The 20,453-nt window shown below is 64.8% G+C and carries 20 protein-coding genes; 12 read left to right on the plus strand and 8 right to left on the minus strand.

What is annotated here, in order from left to right:
- The first annotated feature begins 18 nt into the window (after positions 1-18).
- Entirely contained in the window at positions 19-876 is an 858-nt protein-coding gene (locus tag UIB01_RS17410) for an FTR1 family iron permease (protein WP_038663235.1), read from the plus strand.
- Positions 873-2,249 (plus strand): 4Fe-4S binding protein, encoded by a 1,377-nt coding sequence (locus tag UIB01_RS17415; protein WP_038665931.1) that lies wholly within the window; start codon positions 873-875, stop codon positions 2,247-2,249. The genes UIB01_RS17410 and UIB01_RS17415 overlap by 4 nt, the downstream gene beginning before the upstream one ends.
- Before the next feature lie 48 nt (positions 2,250-2,297).
- Here the strand turns inward: UIB01_RS17415 and UIB01_RS17420 are convergent, their stop codons facing one another.
- From UIB01_RS17420 to UIB01_RS17430, 3 genes are all read right to left on the minus strand, one after another.
- Positions 2,298-2,993 (minus strand): anaerobic ribonucleoside-triphosphate reductase activating protein, encoded by a 696-nt coding sequence (locus UIB01_RS17420; protein ID WP_038663238.1) that lies wholly within the window; start codon positions 2,991-2,993, stop codon positions 2,298-2,300.
- Complete coding sequence (gene nrdD, locus UIB01_RS17425; protein ID WP_003279708.1) at positions 2,990-3,145, minus strand: anaerobic ribonucleoside-triphosphate reductase; 156 nt, start codon at positions 3,143-3,145, stop codon at positions 2,990-2,992. Before nrdD ends, UIB01_RS17420 begins: the two co-directional genes overlap by 4 nt.
- 74 nt (positions 3,146-3,219) lie before the next feature.
- A complete protein-coding gene (locus UIB01_RS17430) occupies positions 3,220-5,238 on the minus strand; it encodes a ribonucleoside triphosphate reductase (protein ID WP_038663242.1) in 2,019 nt (672 codons plus the stop codon).
- A 231-nt stretch (positions 5,239-5,469) separates the two neighbouring features.
- Here UIB01_RS17430 and UIB01_RS17435 point away from each other — a divergent pair, with 231 nt between their 5' ends.
- Together UIB01_RS17435 and UIB01_RS17440 are read left to right on the plus strand one after the other, a co-directional pair.
- A complete protein-coding gene (locus tag UIB01_RS17435; RefSeq protein ID WP_038663245.1) occupies positions 5,470-6,147 on the plus strand; it encodes a Crp/Fnr family transcriptional regulator in 678 nt (225 codons plus the stop codon).
- Positions 6,148-6,243: 96 nt separating this feature from the next.
- On the plus strand, positions 6,244-6,630 hold the full coding sequence (locus UIB01_RS17440; protein WP_038663248.1) for a putative zinc-binding protein: 387 nt from the start codon (positions 6,244-6,246) through the stop codon (positions 6,628-6,630).
- A gap of 95 nt (positions 6,631-6,725) precedes the next feature.
- Here the strand turns inward: UIB01_RS17440 and UIB01_RS17445 are convergent, their stop codons facing one another.
- From UIB01_RS17445 to UIB01_RS17455, 3 genes are all read right to left on the minus strand, one after another.
- Positions 6,726-7,508, minus strand: coding sequence for a DNA-formamidopyrimidine glycosylase family protein (locus UIB01_RS17445; RefSeq protein ID WP_038663251.1), 783 nt, complete (start codon positions 7,506-7,508; stop codon positions 6,726-6,728).
- Positions 7,509-7,574: 66 nt separating this feature from the next.
- Positions 7,575-8,459: an RluA family pseudouridine synthase gene (locus tag UIB01_RS17450; protein WP_038663254.1), complete on the minus strand. Its 885-nt coding sequence runs from the start codon at positions 8,457-8,459 to the stop codon at positions 7,575-7,577.
- A gap of 154 nt (positions 8,460-8,613) precedes the next feature.
- Positions 8,614-8,877 carry a PepSY domain-containing protein gene (locus tag UIB01_RS17455; RefSeq protein ID WP_038663258.1) on the minus strand — a complete coding sequence of 88 codons (264 nt, stop codon included), beginning with the start codon at positions 8,875-8,877 and terminating at the stop codon, positions 8,614-8,616.
- Between the two features lie 227 nt (positions 8,878-9,104).
- On the opposite strand from UIB01_RS17455, the gene UIB01_RS17460 reads away from it, so the two are divergent.
- Positions 9,105-9,887, plus strand: coding sequence for a DUF899 domain-containing protein (locus UIB01_RS17460; protein WP_038663261.1), 783 nt, complete (start codon positions 9,105-9,107; stop codon positions 9,885-9,887).
- Here UIB01_RS17460 and UIB01_RS17465 read toward each other — a convergent pair whose 3' ends face one another.
- A complete protein-coding gene (locus tag UIB01_RS17465; protein ID WP_038663264.1) occupies positions 9,888-10,244 on the minus strand; it encodes a copper-binding protein in 357 nt (118 codons plus the stop codon).
- Between the two features lie 173 nt (positions 10,245-10,417).
- Here UIB01_RS17465 and UIB01_RS17470 point away from each other — a divergent pair, with 173 nt between their 5' ends.
- Genes UIB01_RS17470 through UIB01_RS17485 form a run of 4 tightly spaced genes read left to right on the plus strand, consistent with a single transcriptional unit; the run spans position 10,418 to position 13,018 of the window.
- Positions 10,418-10,726, plus strand: coding sequence for a PepSY domain-containing protein (locus UIB01_RS17470; protein WP_038663267.1), 309 nt, complete (start codon positions 10,418-10,420; stop codon positions 10,724-10,726).
- Between the two features lie 8 nt (positions 10,727-10,734).
- A complete protein-coding gene (locus UIB01_RS17475) occupies positions 10,735-11,040 on the plus strand; it encodes a PepSY domain-containing protein (RefSeq protein WP_038663269.1) in 306 nt (101 codons plus the stop codon).
- On the plus strand, positions 11,040-11,705 hold the full coding sequence (locus UIB01_RS17480; RefSeq protein WP_038663272.1) for a response regulator transcription factor: 666 nt from the start codon (positions 11,040-11,042) through the stop codon (positions 11,703-11,705). Before UIB01_RS17475 ends, UIB01_RS17480 begins: the two co-directional genes overlap by 1 nt.
- Positions 11,702-13,018 (plus strand): sensor histidine kinase, encoded by a 1,317-nt coding sequence (locus UIB01_RS17485; protein WP_038663275.1) that lies wholly within the window; start codon positions 11,702-11,704, stop codon positions 13,016-13,018. The genes UIB01_RS17480 and UIB01_RS17485 overlap by 4 nt, the downstream gene beginning before the upstream one ends.
- Positions 13,019-13,024: 6 nt before the next feature.
- On the opposite strand, the gene UIB01_RS17490 is transcribed toward UIB01_RS17485, so the two are convergent.
- Positions 13,025-13,240: a hypothetical protein gene (locus UIB01_RS17490; RefSeq protein ID WP_038663277.1), complete on the minus strand. Its 216-nt coding sequence runs from the start codon at positions 13,238-13,240 to the stop codon at positions 13,025-13,027.
- A gap of 325 nt (positions 13,241-13,565) precedes the next feature.
- Here UIB01_RS17490 and UIB01_RS17495 point away from each other — a divergent pair, with 325 nt between their 5' ends.
- The 3 genes from UIB01_RS17495 to UIB01_RS17505 all read left to right on the plus strand — a co-directional run bounded on the left by UIB01_RS17495 (position 13,566) and on the right by UIB01_RS17505 (position 20,402).
- Positions 13,566-14,438, plus strand: a complete 873-nt coding sequence (locus tag UIB01_RS17495; protein ID WP_038663281.1) for a helix-turn-helix transcriptional regulator — start codon at positions 13,566-13,568, stop codon at positions 14,436-14,438.
- A gap of 1,078 nt (positions 14,439-15,516) precedes the next feature.
- The gene (locus UIB01_RS17500) at positions 15,517-16,752 is read left to right on the plus strand and encodes an exonuclease SbcCD subunit D C-terminal domain-containing protein (RefSeq protein WP_038663283.1); all 1,236 of its coding nucleotides are present in this window, start codon (positions 15,517-15,519) and stop codon (positions 16,750-16,752) included.
- On the plus strand, positions 16,749-20,402 hold the full coding sequence (locus UIB01_RS17505) for an AAA family ATPase (protein WP_038663286.1): 3,654 nt from the start codon (positions 16,749-16,751) through the stop codon (positions 20,400-20,402). The genes UIB01_RS17500 and UIB01_RS17505 overlap by 4 nt, the downstream gene beginning before the upstream one ends.
- Positions 20,403-20,453: the final 51 nt, after the last annotated feature.

Consider the following 20,453-nt stretch of genomic DNA (forward strand, 5'->3'; position numbering starts at 1 on the left):
TTTTCTGAGGAGAGTCCCATGGGCCAATCCATGTTCATCGTCTGGCGCGAAAGCGTCGAGGCCCTGCTGGTCATCGGCATTCTGCATGCCTGGCTGCGCCAGCAACCGGGGGCGGGCAATGCGCTGCGCATGCTCTGGGCCGGTGTCGCCGCCGGCCTCGGCCTGGCTGCCGCGCTGGGCTGGGGTGTACTGCAGGCCGGCGACTGGCTCGCCGGCAGCGGTGGCGAATGGTTCCAGTGCGCGATGCTGCTGGTAGCCAGCCTGCTGATCCTGCACATGGTCGGCTGGATGCACCAGCATGGCCGCACGCTGAAGACCAGCCTGCAGAACAGCGCCGCGGAAAAGCTCAGCCAGGGCAGCGGCTTCGGCCTGTTGCTGCTCGCCATGCTCGCCGTCGGCCGCGAAGGCAGCGAGACGGTGGTGTTCCTCTACGGCATCGGTAACCAGCAGGCGGGCATGGACCTCACCCGCTTCGTCATCGGCGGGGTGCTCGGTTTCGTGCTCGCCCTGCTCAGCTATGCGGCCTTGCAGGCCGGCAGTCGCTACTTCAGCTGGCGGCGTTTCTTCCAGGTCAGCGAGGTGATGTTGCTGCTGCTCGGCGGCGCGCTGCTGATGGCCGCGCTGGACCGCTTCAGCGGCCAGCTGATGGGCATGGACGTACCGGAAGTGCTCTACACCGTATTCGGCGATCCGCTCTGGGACACCTCCACCCTGCTGGATGACGGCAGCGCGTTGGGCGGCACCGTCGCCGGCCTCACTGGCTATCGCGCGATGCCTTCGCTGGCCGCGGCGGTGATTCTGGGGCTGTACTGGCTCGCCGCATGGGCCTGGCTCAAACCCCGGCCGCAGGTGCAATTCGCTGCGAGGCCGGCGTGATTGCCCAGGCGCCGTGGCTGGCGCGACTCGGTGACCTGCTGCGCCAGCATGCGAAGGCCATTCGCACGCTGCAGTGGCTGGTGGTTGGCTTCTATCTGACGCTGCTGGTGATCCCCGCCTTTCTCGATCTGCCGCCGGCCCAGGCCGGCATGCTCGACAACCTGACGGTACTGGCGCAGTTCATCTTCTGGGGCCTGTGGTGGCCGTTCGTGCTGCTGTCGATGATCTTCTTCGGCCGCCTATGGTGCGGCGTGCTCTGCCCCGAAGGCTCGCTCAGCGAATGGATCAGCTGGCGCGGGCTGAACAAACGCACACCGCGCTGGGTGCGCTGGAGCGGCTGGCCGACCATCGCCTTTATCCTCACCACCGTCTACGGCCAGCTGATCAGCGTCTATGACTATGCCCAGGCGGCACTGCTGATTCTCGGCGGCTCCACCGTCGCGGCGATGCTGGTGGGTTTTCTTTACGGCCGCGGCAAGCGCGTCTGGTGCCGGCATCTGTGCCCGGTCAGCGGCGTGTTCGCCCTGCTCGCCCGCCTAGCGCCGGTGCACTACAAGGTCGACGAACAGCGCTGGCTGGAGAATCGCGAACCGCACCTGCCGACGCCCAACTGCGCGCCGCTGATCGACATCCGTCGCATGCAGGGCAATTCCGATTGCCACGCCTGCGGCCGCTGCAGCGGCCAGCGCGGTGCGGTGCAGCTGAGCGCGCGTTCACCGAACTCGGAAATCCTCATCGTCGGCGGTCAGCAGCAAAGCGATCACTGGGACAGCACGCTGCTGCTGTTCGGCATGATTGGCCTGGCCATGGGCGCCTTTCAGTGGACGGTCAGTCCCTGGTTCATCACCCTCAAGCAAGCCGCCGCGGAATGGCTGGTGGATCGCGACATATTCTGGCCGCTGGAAGCCAACGCGCCCTGGTGGCTGCTGACCCACTACCCGCAAGCCAACGATGCCTTCACCTGGCTCGATGGTGCGGCGATCCTCACCTATATCTTCTGCGCCTCGTTACTCGTCGGCGGCGCGTTGTGGCTGCTGCTACGCGCCGCCGTGCGCGTGATGCGCCGTGGCGACAATGTGTTCCAGCACCTGGCACTGGCGCTGGTACCGCTGGGCGGCGCCGGGCTGTTCCTCGGCCTTTCCGCCACCACGGTGAAGCTGCTGCGTTACGAAGGCTTCCTGCTGGCCTGGGCACAGCCGGCTCGCGCTGCGCTGCTGATCGGCGCCATCGCATGGAGCCTGTATCTGGCCTGGAACGTGATCAGCCGTCACGGCGGCAACGGCCTGCGCCGGTTGCTGGCGTTTGCCTGCGTCAACGCCGGCTGCGCGCTGGTGGGCTACGGCTGGTGGTTGCAGTTCTGGGGCTGGAGCTGAGGCTGATCAGGTCTTGAATGGGGTGCCCGTTGTGGCACCCCGACGCGTCTATCCGCGCAGCACGAAGGATGGGAACAGTCGATCCAGACGCTCCCACAAGCGCTGCTGATCGTAGGGTGCGCGGCTCTCGGCGAGGTTGTCGTCGAGCATCCGTGCGGTCCGCACGCACTGTACGGCGAAGCGTTCGACACCCAGCCGGCGCAGGCGCTGCGCCATGTCCCACAGCGTATCGGCGTCGAACAGCTGCCAGTGCACAGTGGTCCGGCATTCATGCTCGACGCCGCTTTCCAGCAGGTGTTCGAGACTCTTCCAGTTGGCCTTGCCGCTGCCATCCACGCCGGTGATCGCGGTGCTGTGCTCGGGTAGCGCCTTGATATCGAAACCGACCCAATCCACCAGCGGCAAGATGTTGGCGAACAGCTTCGGCTTGATGCCGGCGCTATGCAGGCCGACCTTGTAGCCCAGCGCCCGCACCTGGGCGGTCGCCTCGGGCAGCGCGGTCTGCAGGGTCGGCTCGCCACCGCTGAACACCACCGCTTCGAGCAGGCCGACGCGTTGTTCGAGAAAGGCGAGAATCTCCGGCCAGGGCTTTTCCTCGTTGCCACAGGCGGGGATCAGCTGCGGGTTGTGGCAGTAGCGACAGCGCCAGCCGCAACCCTGGCAGAACAGCACACAGGCCAGATGGTCGGGGAAGTCCAGTGTGGTCAGGGGGACCAGCCCCCCGACGCGAAGTGCTGCGGTCACCGCGCCGCCGCTTCAGTGAAATGCAGGCGCTCGCGATGCTCGGACTGCTTGCCCGGATTGAACGCGGTAACCGGGCGGTGATAGCCCATCACGCGGGTCCAGACTTCGCAACGCTGGCGCTGGTCCTGGGGCAGTTGGCTGGCTGGGTTCATGGTGACGCTCCTTTTGCTGAGGGTGAAGTATGCGGCGCCGCACCTCTTGGAGCGGCGTGACATGGGATCGCAGATCAGACGGCGAGCGCCGCTTCGGCCTGCTGCTTGTGCAGCAGCGCTTCATCGCATTTCGGGCAGAACTCGTGTTCGCCGGCGAGATAACCGTGCACCGGGCAGATCGAGAAGGTCGGCGTTACCGTCAGGTAGGGCAGACGGAAACGCGACAGCGCATTGCGCACCAGCTTCTTGCAGGCCTCGGCCGAGGAAATCTGCTCGGCCATATAGAGGTGCAGCACGGTGCCGCCGGTGTACTTGCACTGCAGCTCGTCCTGCAGCTCCAGCGCCTCGAAGGGATCGTCGGTGAAGCCGACGGGTAGCTGCGAGGAGTTGGTGTAGTACGGCGCCTCGGCCGAACCCGCCTGGAGGATGTCGGGGAAGCGCTTGCGATCTTCCTTGGCGAAGCGATAGGTGGTGCCTTCGGCCGGCGTCGCCTCGAGGTTGTAGAGGTGCCCGGTGTCTTCTTGGAACTGCACCAGCCGTGCGCGCACATGGTCGAGCACCTCGATCGCCAGCGCCCGGCCGGCAGCGGTCTGCAGCCCCTCGGTGTCGTCGGTGAAGTTGCGCACCATCTCGTGCAAGCCGTTCACGCCAATGGTGGAGAAGTGATTGCGCAGCGTGCCGAGGTAACGCTTGGTGTACGGGTAGAGACCGGCGTCCATGTGATGCTGGATGACCTTGCGCTTGACCTCCAGACTCTGCCGCGCCATGTCGAGCAGCACATCCAGCTGCTCGAGCAGCGCCGCCTTGTCGCCACGATAGAGATAGCCCAGCCGCGCGCAGTTCACCGTTACCACACCGAGCGAACCGGTCTGCTCGGCCGAACCGAACAGCCCGCCGCCACGCTTGAGCAGCTCGCGCACGTCCAGCTGCAGGCGGCAGCACATCGAGCGCACCTGATTCGGCTGCATGTCCGAGTTGAGGAAGTTCTGGAAGTAAGGCAGCCCGTAGCGCGCGGTCATCTCGAACAGGCGCTCGGCGTTCTCGCTGTCCCAGGGGAAGTCGTGGGTGATGTTGTAGGTGGGGATCGGGAAGGTGAACACCCGGCCGAGGCCGTCGCCGGCCTGCATCACTTCTATGTAGGCGCGGTTGATCAGCTCCATCTCGGCCTGCAGCTCGCCGTAGGCGAAGGGCATTTCCTCACCGCCGATATAGGGGATCTGCTCGCGCAGGTCCTCCGGGCAGACCCAGTCGAAGGTCAGGTTGGTGAACGGCGTCTGCGTGCCCCAGCGCGACGGCACGTTGAGGTTGTAGATGAACTCCTGAATCGCCTGGCGCACCTCGTCAAAACCCAGCCGGTCCTTGCGCACGAACGGCGCAAGATAGGTATCGAAGCTGCTGAATGCCTGCGCGCCGGCCCACTCGTTCTGCAGCGTGCCGAGGAAGTTGACCATCTGCCCCAGCGCGCTGGACAGGTGCTTCGGCGGGCCGGCCTCGACTCGCCCGGGAATACCGTTGAAGCCTTCATTGAGCAGCGTGCGCAGCGACCAGCCCGCGCAGTAGCCGGCGAGCATGTCCAGATCATGGATATGCAGATCGCCTTCCCGATGCGCGGTGCCGATCTCAGGGCTGTAGACCTCGTCCAGCCAGTAGTTGGCGGTGACCTTTCCCGATACGTTGAGGATCAGCCCGCCGAGCGAATAGCCCTGGTTGGCGTTGGCGCGTACCCGCCAGTCTTCACGGGAGAGGTACTCGTTCATCGAGGTCGCCACGTCCACCACTGCCTTGCGATCGCGCCGCAGCCGCGCGTGGCGTTCGCGGTAGACGATGTAGGCGCGGGCGGTGTCGAAATAGCCGGCAGCCATCAGCGCCCGCTCGACAGCGTCCTGCACCTGCTCGACGTCCACTGCCGTGCGATCGGCCAACTGCAGGCGGACGGCCTCGGCCAGCGCTTGCGCTACCGCGGCCTCGAACTCGCCGGTCGCCGCACCCGCCGCCGCAACGGCGCGGGCGATCTTGTCCACTTCGAATGCTGCCAGCCGCCCGTCACGCTTGCGCAATGAAACCGGTTTCGCCACCTCTGCCTGCCTGGGCATCAACGCCTCCACAACCATATGTAGTGTATTTTTTCTTAACAGACACAATATGGTGTGACTTTAGAGGCGTAACCCAGTTACCGAATTGACCAACGTCAAGCCTGCCCGATGCACCGCCAGACGGCCTCCACACGCCGTGACGGGCAGACTTGTCCCTGATCAAGGAAGCGCCAGACATCGGCCTCCTAGGATGCAGGCTGATGAAACCCGGTTCAGTCCGGGGGAGGACACATGCTCACCGAAAAAACCCTGGTCGCGGAACTGCGCCGCCACCACCTGTTCAGTCGACTACCGGAAACCGCGCTGCAGGAGGTCTGTGCCTCGGCCAACCTGAAGCGCCTGCCGGCGGGGGGCTTGCTGTTTCACCAGGGCGACAAGGCCGACCGTTTCTATTTCCTCTTCAGCGGGCAGATCAAACTGCACCGCGTGGTCTGCGACGGCCAGGAAAAGCTGGTCGAGGTGATGCGTGCCGGAGAGTCCTTTGCCGAAGCCTTGCTGTTCAAGGGCACACCCACCTACCCCGTCAGCGCCACCGCACTCAAGGCGAGCCTGGTGGCAAGCCTGAACGGCCCGCATTACCGGCGCATTCTCGAACAGCACCCGGATATCTGCCTGGACATTCTCGCCACCCTGAGCATCCGCCTGCACCAGCGCATGACCGAGATCGACACGCTGACCCTGGCCAATGCCAGCCATCGCGTGGTGCGCTTTCTCGCGCAATCGCAGCAGGATGACAGCGGCGTGGTGATGCTCGACGTGCCCAAGCGGCTGATCGCCTCGAAGCTCGGCATCCAGCCGGAAACCTTCTCGCGCATCCTGCATCGGCTGATCGATGCGGGGACCATATCGGTGCAGCGACGGCGCATCGAGATTCTCGACAACCGCAAGCTCGCCGCCTATGACGAGTGAGTTGCGGCACAGTTGTTCGTCATTCTTGATGGCTGTCCAAGCCTGTTGCCCGCGCGCCTCCAATGGCCCGCGTCACGCCACTGCCAGGAGAACGCGATGATCACCAGCACGCCCCTGCCCTTGGTCTATTCCTGCTCCGGTTGTTCGAATGTCGCTCAACTGGCCAACACCCTGGCGGTGCGCCTCGACCGTGCCGGACTGGCGGAAATGTCGTGCATCGCCGGGGTAGGCGGTCGCGTCGCTGCACTGGTGAAGAAGGCCAATTCCGGCCGGCCGATCCTGGCTATCGACGGCTGCCCGATGCACTGCGCGCGCGCCTGTCTGGCACAGCATGGCGTGACGCCCGACGTGCACATCACCCTCAGCAGCTACGGCCTGCGCAAACGCTATCGGGAAGACTGCAGCGAGGACGAGATCAGCGCCCTGCTGGAGGATATGAAGGACATCATCGCCAGCGACCGGATGCAGTTGCGGGCGCGCTGAGCTCAACACCCGGGCCGGCTTGTTGGTGGCCCACTTCAATCAGGCGGGCGTTGGCGAGCTGTAATCCTGCGCGTCGTGCCATCCGACATGCGCTGCTATCCCTCAGCGACCCCACTTGGCTCATCGGGCGCAACCTGCTCTGAATCGCCATAGCGCTTTTGGCAGCGTTCGCAGAAGAATGCACGGCGCTGGCTGCGCCCCAACTCCTTCACCTTGACCAGCGGGATTCTGCAGCGCACGCAGCTGGTCTGGCCGTGCGCCAGCCAGTGGGCCCTGAGCACGCCAGCCCGCTTCCATTGGAGAAACTCGAAGCTGTAGGTGCGCGCCTCACGTACCAGCTCGCGCAGCTTCGCTGGCGGCAGGTCCCCAATCAGCGACAGCGGATGCACCCGAATGCGGTAGAGCACTTCGTTCTTGATGATGTTGCCGGAGCCGGCGAACAGCAGCTGATCCAGCAGCGCGTCGCAGGCCAATAGCCGCGGTCGTTCACGCAGACGCTTGAGCGTGGTGCGAGGATTCCAGGCATCGCTCATCACGTCCATGCTCCAGTCATAGGTCGCGTCCAGCGGTCCCTCAATCAACTGCACCGAGCATGCGTAGAAATTCAGCTCGCCGTTGGCAAAGCCCAGGCTCAGCCGAGCTACCGCGTCCTTGCGCTCATTGATGCGGTAACTGCCAAACAGCAGCAGGTGGATGCGCACGGAGACATCCTCAAGCTCGATCAGCAAATGCTTGCCCCAGCTGCGGAAGCCGCGCACTACCTGACCGACCAGCCGGGACTTGTCGATCTTCGCGCTGCCCTCGGCACGCTCGATGGTGCAGCCGGAAAACGCTGCAACTTCCTCACGCAGGATGACGATGGATGGACCTTCGGGCATGGCTGCACCAGCGAGTGGACTCTCTAGGATCTGAGACTCACCGGTGCCCGGAAGGTGCGCTCGCCGTCACCACTCCAGCTGCAGGGCGCTCTCGAACTCGCGCAGCGTCCCGCTCAACGGATCGCGAAAGCGCAAGCCACGCGCCAGCAGTTTGAGCGGTCGCGCATAGTCGTCGGCCTCTCGCTCGCTGCGCTCGAGCAGGTTGGGGTAGAACGGGTCGTTACAGATGCCAGCGCCCAGGGTGGCCATGTGCAGGCGCAGCTGGTGCTTTTTGCCGCTGATGGGGGAAAGTCCATAGCGCCAGAAGTCGCCGCGTCTTTCCAGCACCTCGATCAGCGTCTCGCTGTTCGGTTCGCCCTCGCCTTCGCGCATGAGGAAGAACGGCTCACCCGGCATCATGCACAGGCGTCGGCGCATGGGGAATTCAAGCCCAGGCAGTGCCGGGCAGATCGCCTCGTAGCGCTTGCTGATCTCCCGCTCACGGAACAGCGCCTGGTAGGCACCGCGGCTCTCGCGGTTGGCCGAGAACAGCACCAGCCCGGCAGTGAGACGATCGATGCGGTGAATCGGCACCAGATCGGCGTTACCGAGCCGTTTGCTCAGCCGCGCCAGCAGGGTTTCATTGACGTATTCACCGGCCGGCATCACCGAAAGAAAGTGCGGTTTGTCCGCCACCACCAGATGCTCGTCGACATGCAGGACGCGCTCCTCGAACGGCACCGGTGTCTCGTTCGGCACTTCGCGAAAGTAATGGATGCGCATGCCGACCCGATAGGCCTGCGCGGCATCGATCGGCTGCATGTCGGCGTTCAGCACGCGGCCACGAGCCATGCGATCGAGCCAGGTAGCACGGCTGATCGCCGGGAAGTGCTCGCACAGGCAGTCGAGTACCGTAGCCCAGTCGCCTTGGGGCAGATGCAGGGTGCTGGGGCGGGAGTTGGAAGCAGACATGAATGCAGCTACGCGGCACGACGAGGGATGTGGATGATACCCGCTCTGTCAGTGGCTGCCTCCCATTGCGGGAGCATCGCGGCGAGTGAACTGAGCGCAGCGCCGAGGTCGGCGCGCTGCGCTCAGCGCTGTCAGCCGCGCGGGTTAGGCGCGTTCAGTCTTCCTTTTCCTTAGTCACTTCGCCAGTGCGGCCGTCGATGCTGAACTCGTATTTCTTGCCGTCCTGCTTCATGCCCTCGCCTTCCCAGCCGTCGTCATCGGCTTCGATGCCGTGCAGCTCGGTGTAGCCGGCGGCCTTGGCCTTCTCCACGGCTTGCTCGAGGGTGATCCAGTCGGCGCCGGGTTTGTCGGCTGCAAAGGCAGCGCCAGAACCCAGGATGGCAACGGCGAACGCGGCGGTCAGTGTCTTGTTGTACATCTCGTTTTTCCTTCTGCGAACGGACTCGGATCGGGCCATACGGATGACCCTTGCCTGAATTACGAGCGCAACGCCGGCTGCTAAGTTCAACTGCGGCACCGCCAGCCGCCCAGTATCCGGCGGCTCGCTGTCGATTTCGCCTGGCGCCAATCGACTCTGTCACAGGGCCATCGCCGCGCGACGCTGGCTCCGCCGCACGCCCGATATCCGCGCACGGAGGTTCTCCCATGACAACGCACAAGGTGGTATCCGATCAGGACTGGCTGGCCGCCCACAGCGCCCATCTGCAGGAAGAAAAACAGCTCACCCGCCAGCGCGACGCACTCAGCGAGAAGCGCCGGCAGTTGCCCTGGCGACACGTCGCCCAGGACTACCGCTTCCACGACGCCAGCGGCCCAGTTCGCCTGAGCGAGCTGTTCGAAGACCGCAGCCAACTGGTGATCAAGCACTTCATGTTCGGCCCGGACTGGACCGAGGGCTGCGTCGGCTGTTCGTTCGAGGCCGACCATATCGGCGGCGCGCTGCTGCACCTGCTGCACCATGACGTCAGCTTCGCCGCTATTTCCCGCGCACCGTTCGACCGGCTGGAGGCATTCCGTCGCCGCATGGGCTGGCCGTTCCGCTGGCTGTCCTCGGCGGGCAGCGCGTTCAACCGTGACTTCCACGTGTCCTTCGATGCCAAGGACATCGTCGAGGGCAAGGTCTTCTACAACTACGCCTGGCAACCCTTCGTCTGCGAGGAGCTGTCGGGCTTCAGCGTTTTCTACCGGGACCCGCAGGGCGAGATCTTCCACACCTTCTCGGCCTATGGTCGCGGCGCGGAGGAGCTGCTCGGCACCTACGTGCTGCTGGACATGACGCCCAACGGTCGCAACGAAACCGGGCCCCAACACAACCTCACCGATTGGGTGCGCCTCCACGACCGTTACGACAGCGGTGACGGCGTTGCGCCAGACGGGCGCCCCATGCCAGCGCCCGGTTGCTGTCATGAGCAGGAACAACGACGCTAGCTAACGCCGTCGAATCGAGACGATCTGCGGGTCCATCTCGCCATCGGTGAAGCGAAACTCCACCGCATCACCGACCGCCAGCCCACGGAGCTGCGCGGCACCCGCCTTGAACGGCATGATCATGGCGGGCCATTTGAGTTCAGGCACCGGTCCATGCGCGATGGTCACACTGCCCTGCTGCACGTCGATGGCCCGGATCACCCCTTCGGCCTGATGGGCGGGCTCGGCCTCCAGCGCATTTCCCGCCGAGACATCATCCACGGGCGGCGGCGTGGTGGACGGCTTGAGCAGATCCTCGGCAGCCGCCGGGCCGCTCAGCCAGAGCATTACGAGTAGCGCAAGAAAGACGGTTTTCATGACGACCCACTCCGATCAGCAGGTTGCGTGGTTCCCCCGACCAGCTTAGCCGTCATGGCGGCTTTCACCCTCGCTCTAACGGTGCATTCGCTGCCATCTGCGGGCATTCAGTTTCGTTTAAGCCAGCCCCCGTAACCTGTGAATCGTCGAAACCAACCACAGGAATCAACACCATGAAAACACTGACTACGCTGTTCACCGCTGCCACCCTCGCCCTCGGTGCCAACCTGGCGCTGGCCAAGGACATCGGTCCGGACGAAGCGCTGCGTCTGCGTGACGCCGGCACCATCCAGTCGTTCGAGAAGCTCAACGAAGCGGCACTGGCCAAGCACCCCGGCGCCACCATCGAGGAGTCCGAGCTGGAAGAAGAGTACGGCCGCTACGTCTACCAGCTTGAATTGCGCGACGACAAAGGTGTGCAATGGGATCTCGAGCTCGACGCCAAGACCGGCGAAGTGCTGAAGGACCATCAGGACGACTGAGGCCAGCCATGCGTGCCCCGCTTCTCGTAACGCTTCCACTCGCGCTGCTGCTCGCCGCCACTCCGGCGGCGAGCCGCGACCTGGACCAGGATGAAGCCCTGCGGCTGCGCCGCGAGGGCTTGATCGTGCCGCTGGAATCGCTGATCCAGCGCGCCATGGAACGCTACCCCGGGGCTCGGCTGCTGGAAGCCGAACTGGAAGAAGACGACGATATCTACGTCTATGAAATCGAATTGCTGACCACCCAGGGCGTCGCCCGTGAGCTGGAGTTCGATGCCCGCGACGGGCGCCTGATCAAGGACGAGGAAGACTGATGCGCCTGCTATTGGTCGAAGACAACGTTCCGCTGGCCGACGAACTGGTCGCCAGCCTCAGCCGCAACGGCTACGCAATCGACTGGCTCACCGATGGCCGCGATGCCGAATACCAGGGCGCAAGCGAGCCCTACGACCTGATCATTCTCGACCTCGGCTTGCCTGGCAAACCGGGGCTGGAGGTGCTGCGCGCCTGGCGCGCCGGCGGCCTCACCACACCGGTGCTGATCCTCACCGCGCGCGGCTCCTGGGCCGAGCGCATCGACGGACTCAAGGCCGGTGCCGATGACTACCTGACCAAACCCTTCCACCCCGAGGAACTGCTGCTGCGCATTCAGGCTCTGCTGCGCCGTGCCCACGGCCTGGCCAACCAGCCCATGCTGCAGGCCGGAGGCCTGGAGCTGGACGAGTCGCGCCAGTGCTGCCGCAAGGATGGGCAGGACATCGAACTGACCGCTGGTGAATTCCGCCTGCTGCGCTATTTCATGCTGCATCCGGGGCAGTTGCTCTCGAAGACGCAGCTGACCGAACACCTCTACGACGGCGAAACCGAACGCGACTCCAATGTCATCGAGGTGCACGTCAACCGGCTGCGCGGCAAGCTCGGCCGCGAGCTGATCGAAACGCGCCGCGGTCAGGGCTATCGCTTCGGCGGCCAGCCGTGAAGTCCATCCAGCGCAGCCTCAGCCTGGCGCTGATCGCCACGCTGCTGCTGGTGGCGCTGGTATTGGTACAGACCAGCCTGTGGCTGTTCGAATCGGGACTCCGGCGCAGCCTGGAAACCGACCTGCGCGAAGAAACCGAAGGCCTGCTGATCGCCCTGGTAAAGGGACCGAACGGTGCCCAATTGGACCTGCAGCGTCTCAATCCACGCTATCAGCGCCCCTTTTCCGGCCACTATTTCAAGATCGAGCTGCCCGGGCGAACCTGGCGCTCCCGCTCGCTGTGGGACGCCACACCGCAATGGCCGGAACGCGCGGGTCTGGCGGACGAACTACTCGACGGCCCGCAGGGCCAGCGGCTGCTCGGCTACCGCGCCGAATATCGCCGCGACGGCCAGCCGATCATCATCAGCGTGGCGCAGGACTACACGCCGATCCTCGACAGCTTTGCCCGCGTCAGGCTGAGCGGGCTGGGCCTGGTCGGCTTCGCCCTGCTCGCCCTGCTGCTGTTGCAACGCTACGCCATGGGCCTGGCACTGCGACCGCTGGAGCGCGCACGCCAGCAGATCGCCCAGCTGCAGCAGGGCCAGCGTCAGCAACTGGACCAGCAGGCGCCCGTCGAGCTGCAGCCGCTGGTGGAGCAGATCAACCATCTGCTCAGCCACACCGAAGAGACACTGCAGCGCTCACGGCATGCGCTGGGCAATCTCGGCCACGCGCTGAAAACACCACTGGCGGTGCTCGGCAGCCTGGTACAGCGCGAAGAACTGGCCGCGCACCCCGAACTGCAGGCCAGCCTGCAGGAACAGTTGGAGCAGATTCAGCAACGCGTCAGCCGCGAATTGGGCCGCGCTCGGCTATCGGTGGACGTGCTGCCCAGCGCCCATTTCGATTGCGACGCGGAACTGCCGGCGCTCTTCGACACCCTGGCGATGATCCATCGCAGTGGCCTCGACCTGCGCTGGCAGGCGCCCGCCGGCTGTCGTCTGCCGCGTGATCGCGAAGATATGCTCGAGCTACTCGGCAATCTGCTGGATAACGCCTGCAAGTGGGCCAGCAGCCGCGCCGAACTCACCATCGAGCGCGACGGCAACGCCTTCGTCCTGCTGGTGGACGATGACGGTCCGGGGATTCCGGCGCACCAGCGGGAAAAGGTCATCGACCGCGGCGTGCGGCTGGACGAGACGGCGGAAGGTCACGGCCTGGGGCTGGGAATCGTCAGCGATATCCTGACGGCCTGGCGTGGGGAATGGACTCTGGAGGAAAGCCCGTTGGGAGGATTGCGCGTACGCGTCGCGCTGCCCGCCAATCGCTGATTGCGCCTATTGCGGACGGGCCAGCTCGTTGCGCATGTCTTCGAGGATGGTTTCAACCAATAGCGTGTTCTGTACCTGATGCCCGGCCACGATCCGCGTCGCATGGGTGCCATTGATCGGATAGCCGACGTGGACCTCCAACCTACCGTCCGCTTGCGGTTCAACGCGGGTCCGGTATTGCGAGGTGAAGGTATCGGCCAGGTAGCGGGACAGAGTCTTCATGGAGCATCTCTAGCAATGAGCCTGAGACAAAGACCGTGTTCATCGCTTGGAGATTCATGCCGTCCATCGGGAAGCCACTTCTCTTCACAGAACTGTAACGCTTCATCCCCCCTTTCGATCGCTCCCGCCGTAGGCCAGCCAGGCCAGAAACAGCATCGCAGCGAACGCCATGCAGGACATCACCAAGGCATTGATCATCAAGCTCATGTCAGGTCACCTCATCCACCGGATCGAGTTGAAACATACCCTGAATATATGTAGCGTTGCGCGACACGTCGACCTGCTCGACATACGCATGTAAATCTTTGGCACAGGTGCAGAGGCGATGAAACGCAAGCAATCGATCAGTCAGATTCGCTGGGACCTGGCGCTGCGCTACCGCCTGATCGAGACCATCGCCTGGTGGGAAGGCCGCCTAACCACGGGCCACCTGATGCAGAGCTTTGGCATCAGTCGCCAACAGGCCTCGAAGGACATCAACACCTATCTGAACGAACATGCGCCCAAAAACCTGACATATGACCGCCACCTGAAGGGCTACAAGCCGACCAAAGGCTTTCAGCCTCTGTTTATCGACGGCAGCGCCAGCGCCTATCTGCATTTACTCGACCAGAACCGTGTGCGCGCCCCGCATATCGAGGGCCTGGCGCTGGCCTACGCGCATACCGAAGTGCTGCAGGTGCCGGACCGCAGTATCCGCCCCGAGGTGCTGCGGCCGATCCTGCAGGCCTGTCGAGAGGGGCTGCGGCTGGAGAGCGAGTATGTCTCGCTGGCCAATCCCGAGGTGGAAATCCGCGTGATGGCGCCGCACACGCTGGTGTTCACCGGCATGCGCTGGCACGTGCGCGCCTACTGCGAGAAGAACCGCGAATACCGCGACTTCGTACTCAGCCGCTTCCGCGGCGAGCCGGACCTGATGGACACCAGCGAACACACCCGCGAACAGGACGAGGCGTGGAACACGCCGGTGACCGTGCTGATCGAGCCGGATGCGCGGCTGAGCCCGGCGCAGAAGGCAATCATCGAGGTCGACTTCGGCATGGTCGACGGTCAACTGCCGGTAGAGACGCGCGGCGCGCTGGTGCAATACGTGCTGCAACGCTTCGGCATCGATCCGAATACCGTGCAGGCGAATGCGGCAGCGCAGCAGCTGCAGGTGGGGAATCTGCAGGCGTTGAAGGGGTGGTTGTACTCGTGAGGGCTTGTGGGGGTGGTCTTGAGCGCGAAGAGCGTCGGCACGGATTTCGGTATGTGAGCGCCGCGCTTTTCTTGGCATTTAGCTCAGGTTTCGCCCTGCTGGGCGACTCACTTTTCTTTGCACGCGCAAAGAAAAGTAAGCAAAAGAAAGCGCGCCCCTACATCCGGCCCTGCGCTACGCGCAGGGTTCGTTCGCTCCATCGCCGCTCCAGGGGTCGGCTTACAAGGGCCATCCATGGCCCTTTAAGCCTTTCGCCGCATCCATGCGGCTCACCCCCCTTCGCAACGATTCCGCTCTCCCTACTGAAGGGGAATCCGGTGCTGCCTATCAGGCCGAGTATCGAAACGCACAAAGCGAAGTCAACTGCGAAGCAAAGCGTAGTTAGCCTTCGATCCATCAGGCGACCCGGACTGGAATCCGCCTCAGGAGGCCGAACTCAGACGTTGCACAGCGAGACGCGAGCAATGGACGCCGAGCGAGGAATGACGGGACAGGGACGTACCGTCATGACGTGTCCCGATATAAGGTGGAACACTGCTCAACATTTTCCACCGCTGGCTTCAAGCAAGGTGTTGCCGGACCACGGCGGGTTACTTTGCAAACCGGTGGGTAAGCGTCGCGTTACCCAAGCTACAGACAACGCAACCAAGCAGAGCGTGGGTTCGGCCATTTACAGCGCCCCCTGCCCATCCCCAATTGCACGACCTTCCAGGCAACACCAAACGCCCCTTTCAGGAGGCCGAGTGCAGGTGGCGTGGAAAGGGTTGAGCGGCATGGATGCCGCGAGAGCTGCGATGGGCCAGGGATGGCCCTTCGCAGCGGGCCCTTGGAACGTCACCGGAACGAGGGAACCCCGGCGCAGCCGGGGCCGGATGGAGGGGCAAGCGTTTTTGCTTACTTTTTTCGCGACTGAAAAAAGTGAGTCGCCCAGCAGGGCGAAACCAGCGCGTCATACCAGCACGATAAGTGACAGCCACATCCAACCGCGCCCACAAGCCTTTACATCCGACGCAACCACCCGCCGCCCATCCCAAGCCAGCGCTTTGCCGCTACGCCCGCACACAATGAGCCTGAGCCTATGCGCCTGATCCACACCTCCGACTGGCACCTCGGCCAGACCCTCCATGGCCAGGACCGCGACTTCGAACACGCGCAATTCCTCGCCTGGCTGCTCGACCAGCTGGTAGCCCACCGCGCCGACGCCCTGCTGATCGCCGGCGACGTGTTCGACACGGTCAACCCGCCACTCAAGGCCCAGGAACGCCTCTACGACTTCATCGTCCGTGCCCACGAAAAACTCCCGCAGCTGGACATCGTGATGATCGCCGGCAACCACGACTCGGGCGGGCGCATCGAGCTGCCGGCACCGCTGATGAAGCGCCTCAACGCCCATGCCGTCGGGCGCATCAGCTGGGTCGACGAGGGCCAGCTCGATCACCAACGTCTGCTGGTGCCGCTCCACGACGCCAATGGCAACACCGCCGCCTGGTGTCTCACCCTGCCCTTCCTGCGTCCGGCCGAAGTCACCGGAATGGAACTGGGCGACGACTATATGACCGGAATCCGCCAGGTCCACGAGCGGCTGATCGCTGCTGCCGAATCCACACGCCAGCCCGGCCAGGCGCTGGTCGCCATGAGTCACGCGCACATGGCCGGCGGCGCGGTGTCGGAGGAGTCCGAGCGCAACATCGTCATCGGCAACGCCGAAGCGCTGCCAGCCAGCCTGTTTCCCGAGTCCGTCGCTTACGTCGCTCTTGGCCATTTGCACAAGCCGCAGCAGGTCGCCGGGCAGGCGCGCATCCGCTACAGCGGCTCGCCGCTGCCGCTGTCCTTCGCCGAGGTCAATTACCCGCATCAGGTGCTGCTGGTCGAACTGGACGGCGACCAATTGAAAAACGTCGAACAGCTGCCGGTGCCGCGCGCGGTGGAGATGATCCGTATCGGTCGCGCGTCGCTGGCCGAGGTGATCGCCGCGCTGGAGGCGCTGCCGCCCACCGGCCTGTTCGACGACCACCTGCCCTGGCTGGAGGTACGCGTGCTGCTCGACGAGCCACTGCCGGACCTGCGCCAGCGCATCGAAACCACGATAACCGGCAAGGCCTGCCGACTGGTGCGGATCGCCAGCGAATACGCCGGCAAACGCGGCGAGGCGGAATCGGAAGTATTGCTCGGCCTGGATCAGATCACCCCGCAGGAGCTGTTCGCCCGGGCCTGGGAAGCCGAATACGGCAACCCGGCGGACGATCAGGCGCTGGACGACTTCGCCACGCTTCTGCAACGGGTCGAGTTCGCCCATGCGGAGGGCGACCAATGAAAATCCTCGCCATCCGCCTGAAGAACCTGGCATCGCTGGCCGGCGAACAGATCATCGATTTCACCGCGGAGCCGCTGGCCAGCGCCGGCCTGTTCGCCATCACCGGGCCTACCGGGGCCGGCAAGAGCACCATTCTCGACGCCCTGTGCCTGGCGCTGTTCGGCAGCACACCGCGGCTCGACAGCGTCTCACCGCTGAACAAGGTACCCGACGTCGAAGCCGAGATCGGCGGCGGCGACGAGCGCAACTTGCTGCGCCGCGGCTGCGGCAGCGGCTATGCAGAGGTGGATTTTGTCGGCGTCGACGGCCACCGCTACCGCGCGCGCTGGGAGGTCAAGCGTGCCCGCGAAAAGGTCGACGGACGCCTGCAGGCTAGCAGCCAGAGCCTTACGGATCTCGACAGCGGCACGCTGCTGGCCAGCGGCAAGAAACGCGAATTCAAGGAACTGCTCGAAGCCCGCCTGGGGCTGACCCTGGCACAGTTCACCCGCGCCGTGCTGCTGGCGCAGAGCGAGTTTTCCGCCTTCCTCAAGGCCGACGACAACGAGCGCGGCACGCTGCTGGAAAAGCTCACCGACACCGGTCTCTACAGCCGACTCGGCCAGGCCGCCTTCGAGGCCGCCAAGCAGGCGAAGGAAAGCGTGACTCGCCTGGAACAGCAGGCCGGCGGTCTGCAGCCGCTGGAACCCGAGCAGCGTGACGTACTGGAGCGCGAGCATCAGGCCCAGCTCGAAGAATTGAAGAAGCTGCAACAGCAGCTCAAGGAGCTGGAAGTGCAGCGGCAATGGCTCAGCGAACTGCAGCGCCTGGAAAACGAGCGCGAAGCGGCACGCCAGCAGCTGCAGGACGCCGAAGACGAGCGCGAGAGCCTGACCGAGGCCCGCCGTATCCTCGACCTGTTCGAACTGCTCGCGCCGCAGCGCCATCGTTTTCTGCGTCAGCAGGAACTCGAGCCCCTGCTGGGCAAGGCCGCCGAAAGTCTCACTCGCCTGCAGCACGAGGCGCAAAGCCTGCAGCAACGTCTCGACAGCTTGCAGAGGCAGTGCGAAGCCGCTGGCAACGACCTGCGCGCAGCCGAACAGGCGCGGCAGACGGCCGAGCCGAGGCTTGCGCAAGCGCGCCGCGAAGAGGAGCGCCTCAGCCATCTGAACGCCGACCTCGCCTCGATCCGCGCAGAAAGCGCCCAGGCCGATGCCGCGGCCAGCGCCGGCGAGGCAACGCTCAAGCAGCTTGGTGAGCAGCAACAGCGCGCCGCCGAACAGCTAGCAACGCTGACGCAGCGACTCGAGACGAGCGCAGCGCTGCAACCGCTCTGTGCAGCATGGGGCGGCTACAGTCGGCGCCTGCAACAGGCCGTCCAGCTGGCGGCACGCCTGCAGCAAGGTCAGGGCGAACTCCCGGCACTGGAAGCACAGGCCAAGGCTGCCGAGACGCAGCAAAACCTGGCGCGCGAGGCACTGGACAATCTGCAACGCGAGCGCGACAGCGATGTCGGGCTGGCCGAACAGCTGGCCCAGCTGCATCGACAGCTCGACGAATGGCGCCAGGCCGAGCGCGAAACCGAGGCCCTGCGCGAACTCTGGGCGCAGCAGCTCACGCTCACCGCCAGCCAGCGCGAACTGAGCGACGCCCACAGCCGCCAGCAGGCCGAGCTGGACAGCCTGGTACCGCAGGGCAAACAGCTTCGTAGTGACCGTGATGCTGCCGAGCAGGCGCTCAAGGTCACCCTCGCCCTGCTTGAACGCCAACGCCTGGCACGCAGCGAGAATGTCGAAGCGCTGCGTGCGGCGCTCGTCCCCGGCGAGCCCTGCCCGGTCTGCGGCAGCGACGAGCATCCCTGGCAGCAGACCGATGCGCTGGTCGCCAGCCTCGACCGACACGACGACAGCGAGGCCGAGCGCGCGCGCCAGTCGCTGCAGGAACAGGACCGGCGTCTGCAGGAACTGCGCGATCGCCATGTCGCGCTCAGCACGCAGTTGCGGCAGACGCAACAACGCCAGGGCGAAGTCGAGGTGCAGCTGCAGGCCCTGGCACCGCGCCTGCTAGCCCTGCCCGCACACACGCGATTGCTTGAGCAGCCGGAAGCCGAGCGTTCGCAATGGCTGGAAGCGCAGCTGACGACACTCAAAGACCAGATCGCCAACACCAGCCAGCGTCAGCAGCAACTGCTCGCGCTGCAACAGCGCAGCGAAACCCTGCAGCAGGCCTGGCAGGCCGCGCGCGAGGCCTGCGTCGAGGCGACCCAGCAACTCGCCCGCCAACGCGATGCGCTCGCCCGCGACAGCCAACAACTCGACGAGGAACTGCAGGCCTTCGCCGAGCTACTGCCCGCAGAACAGCTGCAGCGCTGGCGCGAAAACCCGGCGCAGACCTTTATGCAGCTGGACGCCAACGTCGCCATGCGATTGCAGCAACTTCAGGCGCAATCCGAGCTGGCCGAGGAGCTGCGCCAGTGCGAGCAGCGCCGCAGCGACGAGCAATTGCAGCAACGCCATCGCCAAGAGAAACAGGCGAGCTGCAGCGCGCGGCTGAACGAGCGCGAGAAACTGCTGCTGGCCTGCCAGCAGGCACTGCGCACCAGCCTTGGCGAACAGACCAGCGCCAGCGCCTGGCAACAGCAGCTGGATGCGGCAATCCACGCCGCCCGCCAGGCCCAGGCCGAGATCGATCAGCAGCTCAACGAGAGCAAGCTTGGCCTGACGCGCCTGCACAGCGAGCAGCAGAACTGCCAGCAGCGCCACGCTGAACTGGAGCAGGAACGCGATGCACTGAATGCCGAACTGGCAGCCTGGCGCGTCAGCCATCCGGAGCTGGACGATGCCACTCTCGCCCAACTGCTGCACATGGACGACCAGCTGATTACCGAGGCGCGCCAGCGCCTGCGAGAGAACAGTGAAACCCTGACCCGCTGTCGCGAGCGTCTGGACGGCTGCCTCAGCCGCCTGAACACGCACAAACAACTGCATGCCGAGACGCCGGACACCGAACTGCTGCAGCAACGCCATGCCGAGCAACTGCAGCAGTGCGAGCAGGCCGACCAGCGCTGCGCGGAAACCCGCGCCAAGCTGATCGACGATGATAAGCGTCGCAGTCAGAGCCAGGCGCTGCTCACCCAGATCGACGCCGCGCGGGCCGAGCATCAGCGCTGGGGACGCATCGCCGCGCTGATCGGTTCCAGCGACGGCGGCGCCTTCCGCAAGATTGCCCAGGCCTACAACCTCGACCTGCTGGTGCAGCACGCCAACGTGCAGCTGCGCCAACTGGCGCGCCGCTATCGCCTCAAGCGCGGCGGCAGCCCACTGGGGTTGCTGGTGTTGGATACCGAAATGGGTGACGAACTGCGCTCGGTGCATTCGCTGTCGGGCGGCGAAACCTTTCTCGTCTCGCTGGCCCTCGCGCTGGGCCTGGCGTCGATGGCATCGAGCAAGCTGAAGATCGAATCGCTGTTTATCGACGAAGGCTTCGGCAGCCTCGACCCCGAGTCGCTGCAAATCGCCATGGACGCGCTCGATTCGCTGCAGGCCCAGGGCCGCAAGGTGGCGGTGATCAGCCACGTCGCGGAAATGCACGAGCGCATTCCGGTGCAGATCCGTGTACGCCGTCAGGGCAATGGGCAGAGTGATCTGCAAATTGTTGGAGGGCTGCCATAAGGACCGGCGCTTTCGACGCCGTCGTTCGACGGTGATCGGCAACGGGCTCGG

The sequence above is a fragment of the Stutzerimonas decontaminans genome, from assembly GCF_000661915.1.
In the GTDB taxonomy this organism is placed as follows: domain Bacteria; phylum Pseudomonadota; class Gammaproteobacteria; order Pseudomonadales; family Pseudomonadaceae; genus Stutzerimonas; species Stutzerimonas decontaminans.

Bases quoted from the DNA above. Each gene is read 5' to 3' on its own strand.
- UIB01_RS17440 (WP_038663248.1), top strand. From the start codon at position 6,244: ATGATCACCAGCACGCCCCTGCCCTTGGTCTATTCCTGCTCCGGTTGT.
- UIB01_RS17430 (WP_038663242.1), bottom strand. From the start codon at position 5,238: ATGCCCAGGCAGGCAGAGGTGGCGAAACCGGTTTCATTGCGCAAGCGT.
- UIB01_RS17460 (WP_038663261.1), top strand. From the start codon at position 9,105: ATGACAACGCACAAGGTGGTATCCGATCAGGACTGGCTGGCCGCCCAC.
- UIB01_RS17475 (WP_038663269.1), top strand. From the start codon at position 10,735: ATGCGTGCCCCGCTTCTCGTAACGCTTCCACTCGCGCTGCTGCTCGCC.
- UIB01_RS17435 (WP_038663245.1), top strand. From the start codon at position 5,470: ATGCTCACCGAAAAAACCCTGGTCGCGGAACTGCGCCGCCACCACCTG.
- UIB01_RS17470 (WP_038663267.1), top strand. From the start codon at position 10,418: ATGAAAACACTGACTACGCTGTTCACCGCTGCCACCCTCGCCCTCGGT.
- UIB01_RS17490 (WP_038663277.1), bottom strand. From the start codon at position 13,240: ATGAAGACTCTGTCCCGCTACCTGGCCGATACCTTCACCTCGCAATAC.
- UIB01_RS17480 (WP_038663272.1), top strand. From the start codon at position 11,040: ATGCGCCTGCTATTGGTCGAAGACAACGTTCCGCTGGCCGACGAACTG.
- UIB01_RS17505 (WP_038663286.1), top strand. From the start codon at position 16,749: ATGAAAATCCTCGCCATCCGCCTGAAGAACCTGGCATCGCTGGCCGGC.
- UIB01_RS17465 (WP_038663264.1), bottom strand. From the start codon at position 10,244: ATGAAAACCGTCTTTCTTGCGCTACTCGTAATGCTCTGGCTGAGCGGC.
- UIB01_RS17450 (WP_038663254.1), bottom strand. From the start codon at position 8,459: ATGTCTGCTTCCAACTCCCGCCCCAGCACCCTGCATCTGCCCCAAGGC.
- UIB01_RS17495 (WP_038663281.1), top strand. From the start codon at position 13,566: ATGAAACGCAAGCAATCGATCAGTCAGATTCGCTGGGACCTGGCGCTG.
- UIB01_RS17500 (WP_038663283.1), top strand. From the start codon at position 15,517: ATGCGCCTGATCCACACCTCCGACTGGCACCTCGGCCAGACCCTCCAT.
- UIB01_RS17455 (WP_038663258.1), bottom strand. From the start codon at position 8,877: ATGTACAACAAGACACTGACCGCCGCGTTCGCCGTTGCCATCCTGGGT.
- UIB01_RS17445 (WP_038663251.1), bottom strand. From the start codon at position 7,508: ATGCCCGAAGGTCCATCCATCGTCATCCTGCGTGAGGAAGTTGCAGCG.
- nrdD (WP_003279708.1), bottom strand. From the start codon at position 3,145: ATGAACCCAGCCAGCCAACTGCCCCAGGACCAGCGCCAGCGTTGCGAA.
- UIB01_RS17410 (WP_038663235.1), top strand. From the start codon at position 19: ATGGGCCAATCCATGTTCATCGTCTGGCGCGAAAGCGTCGAGGCCCTG.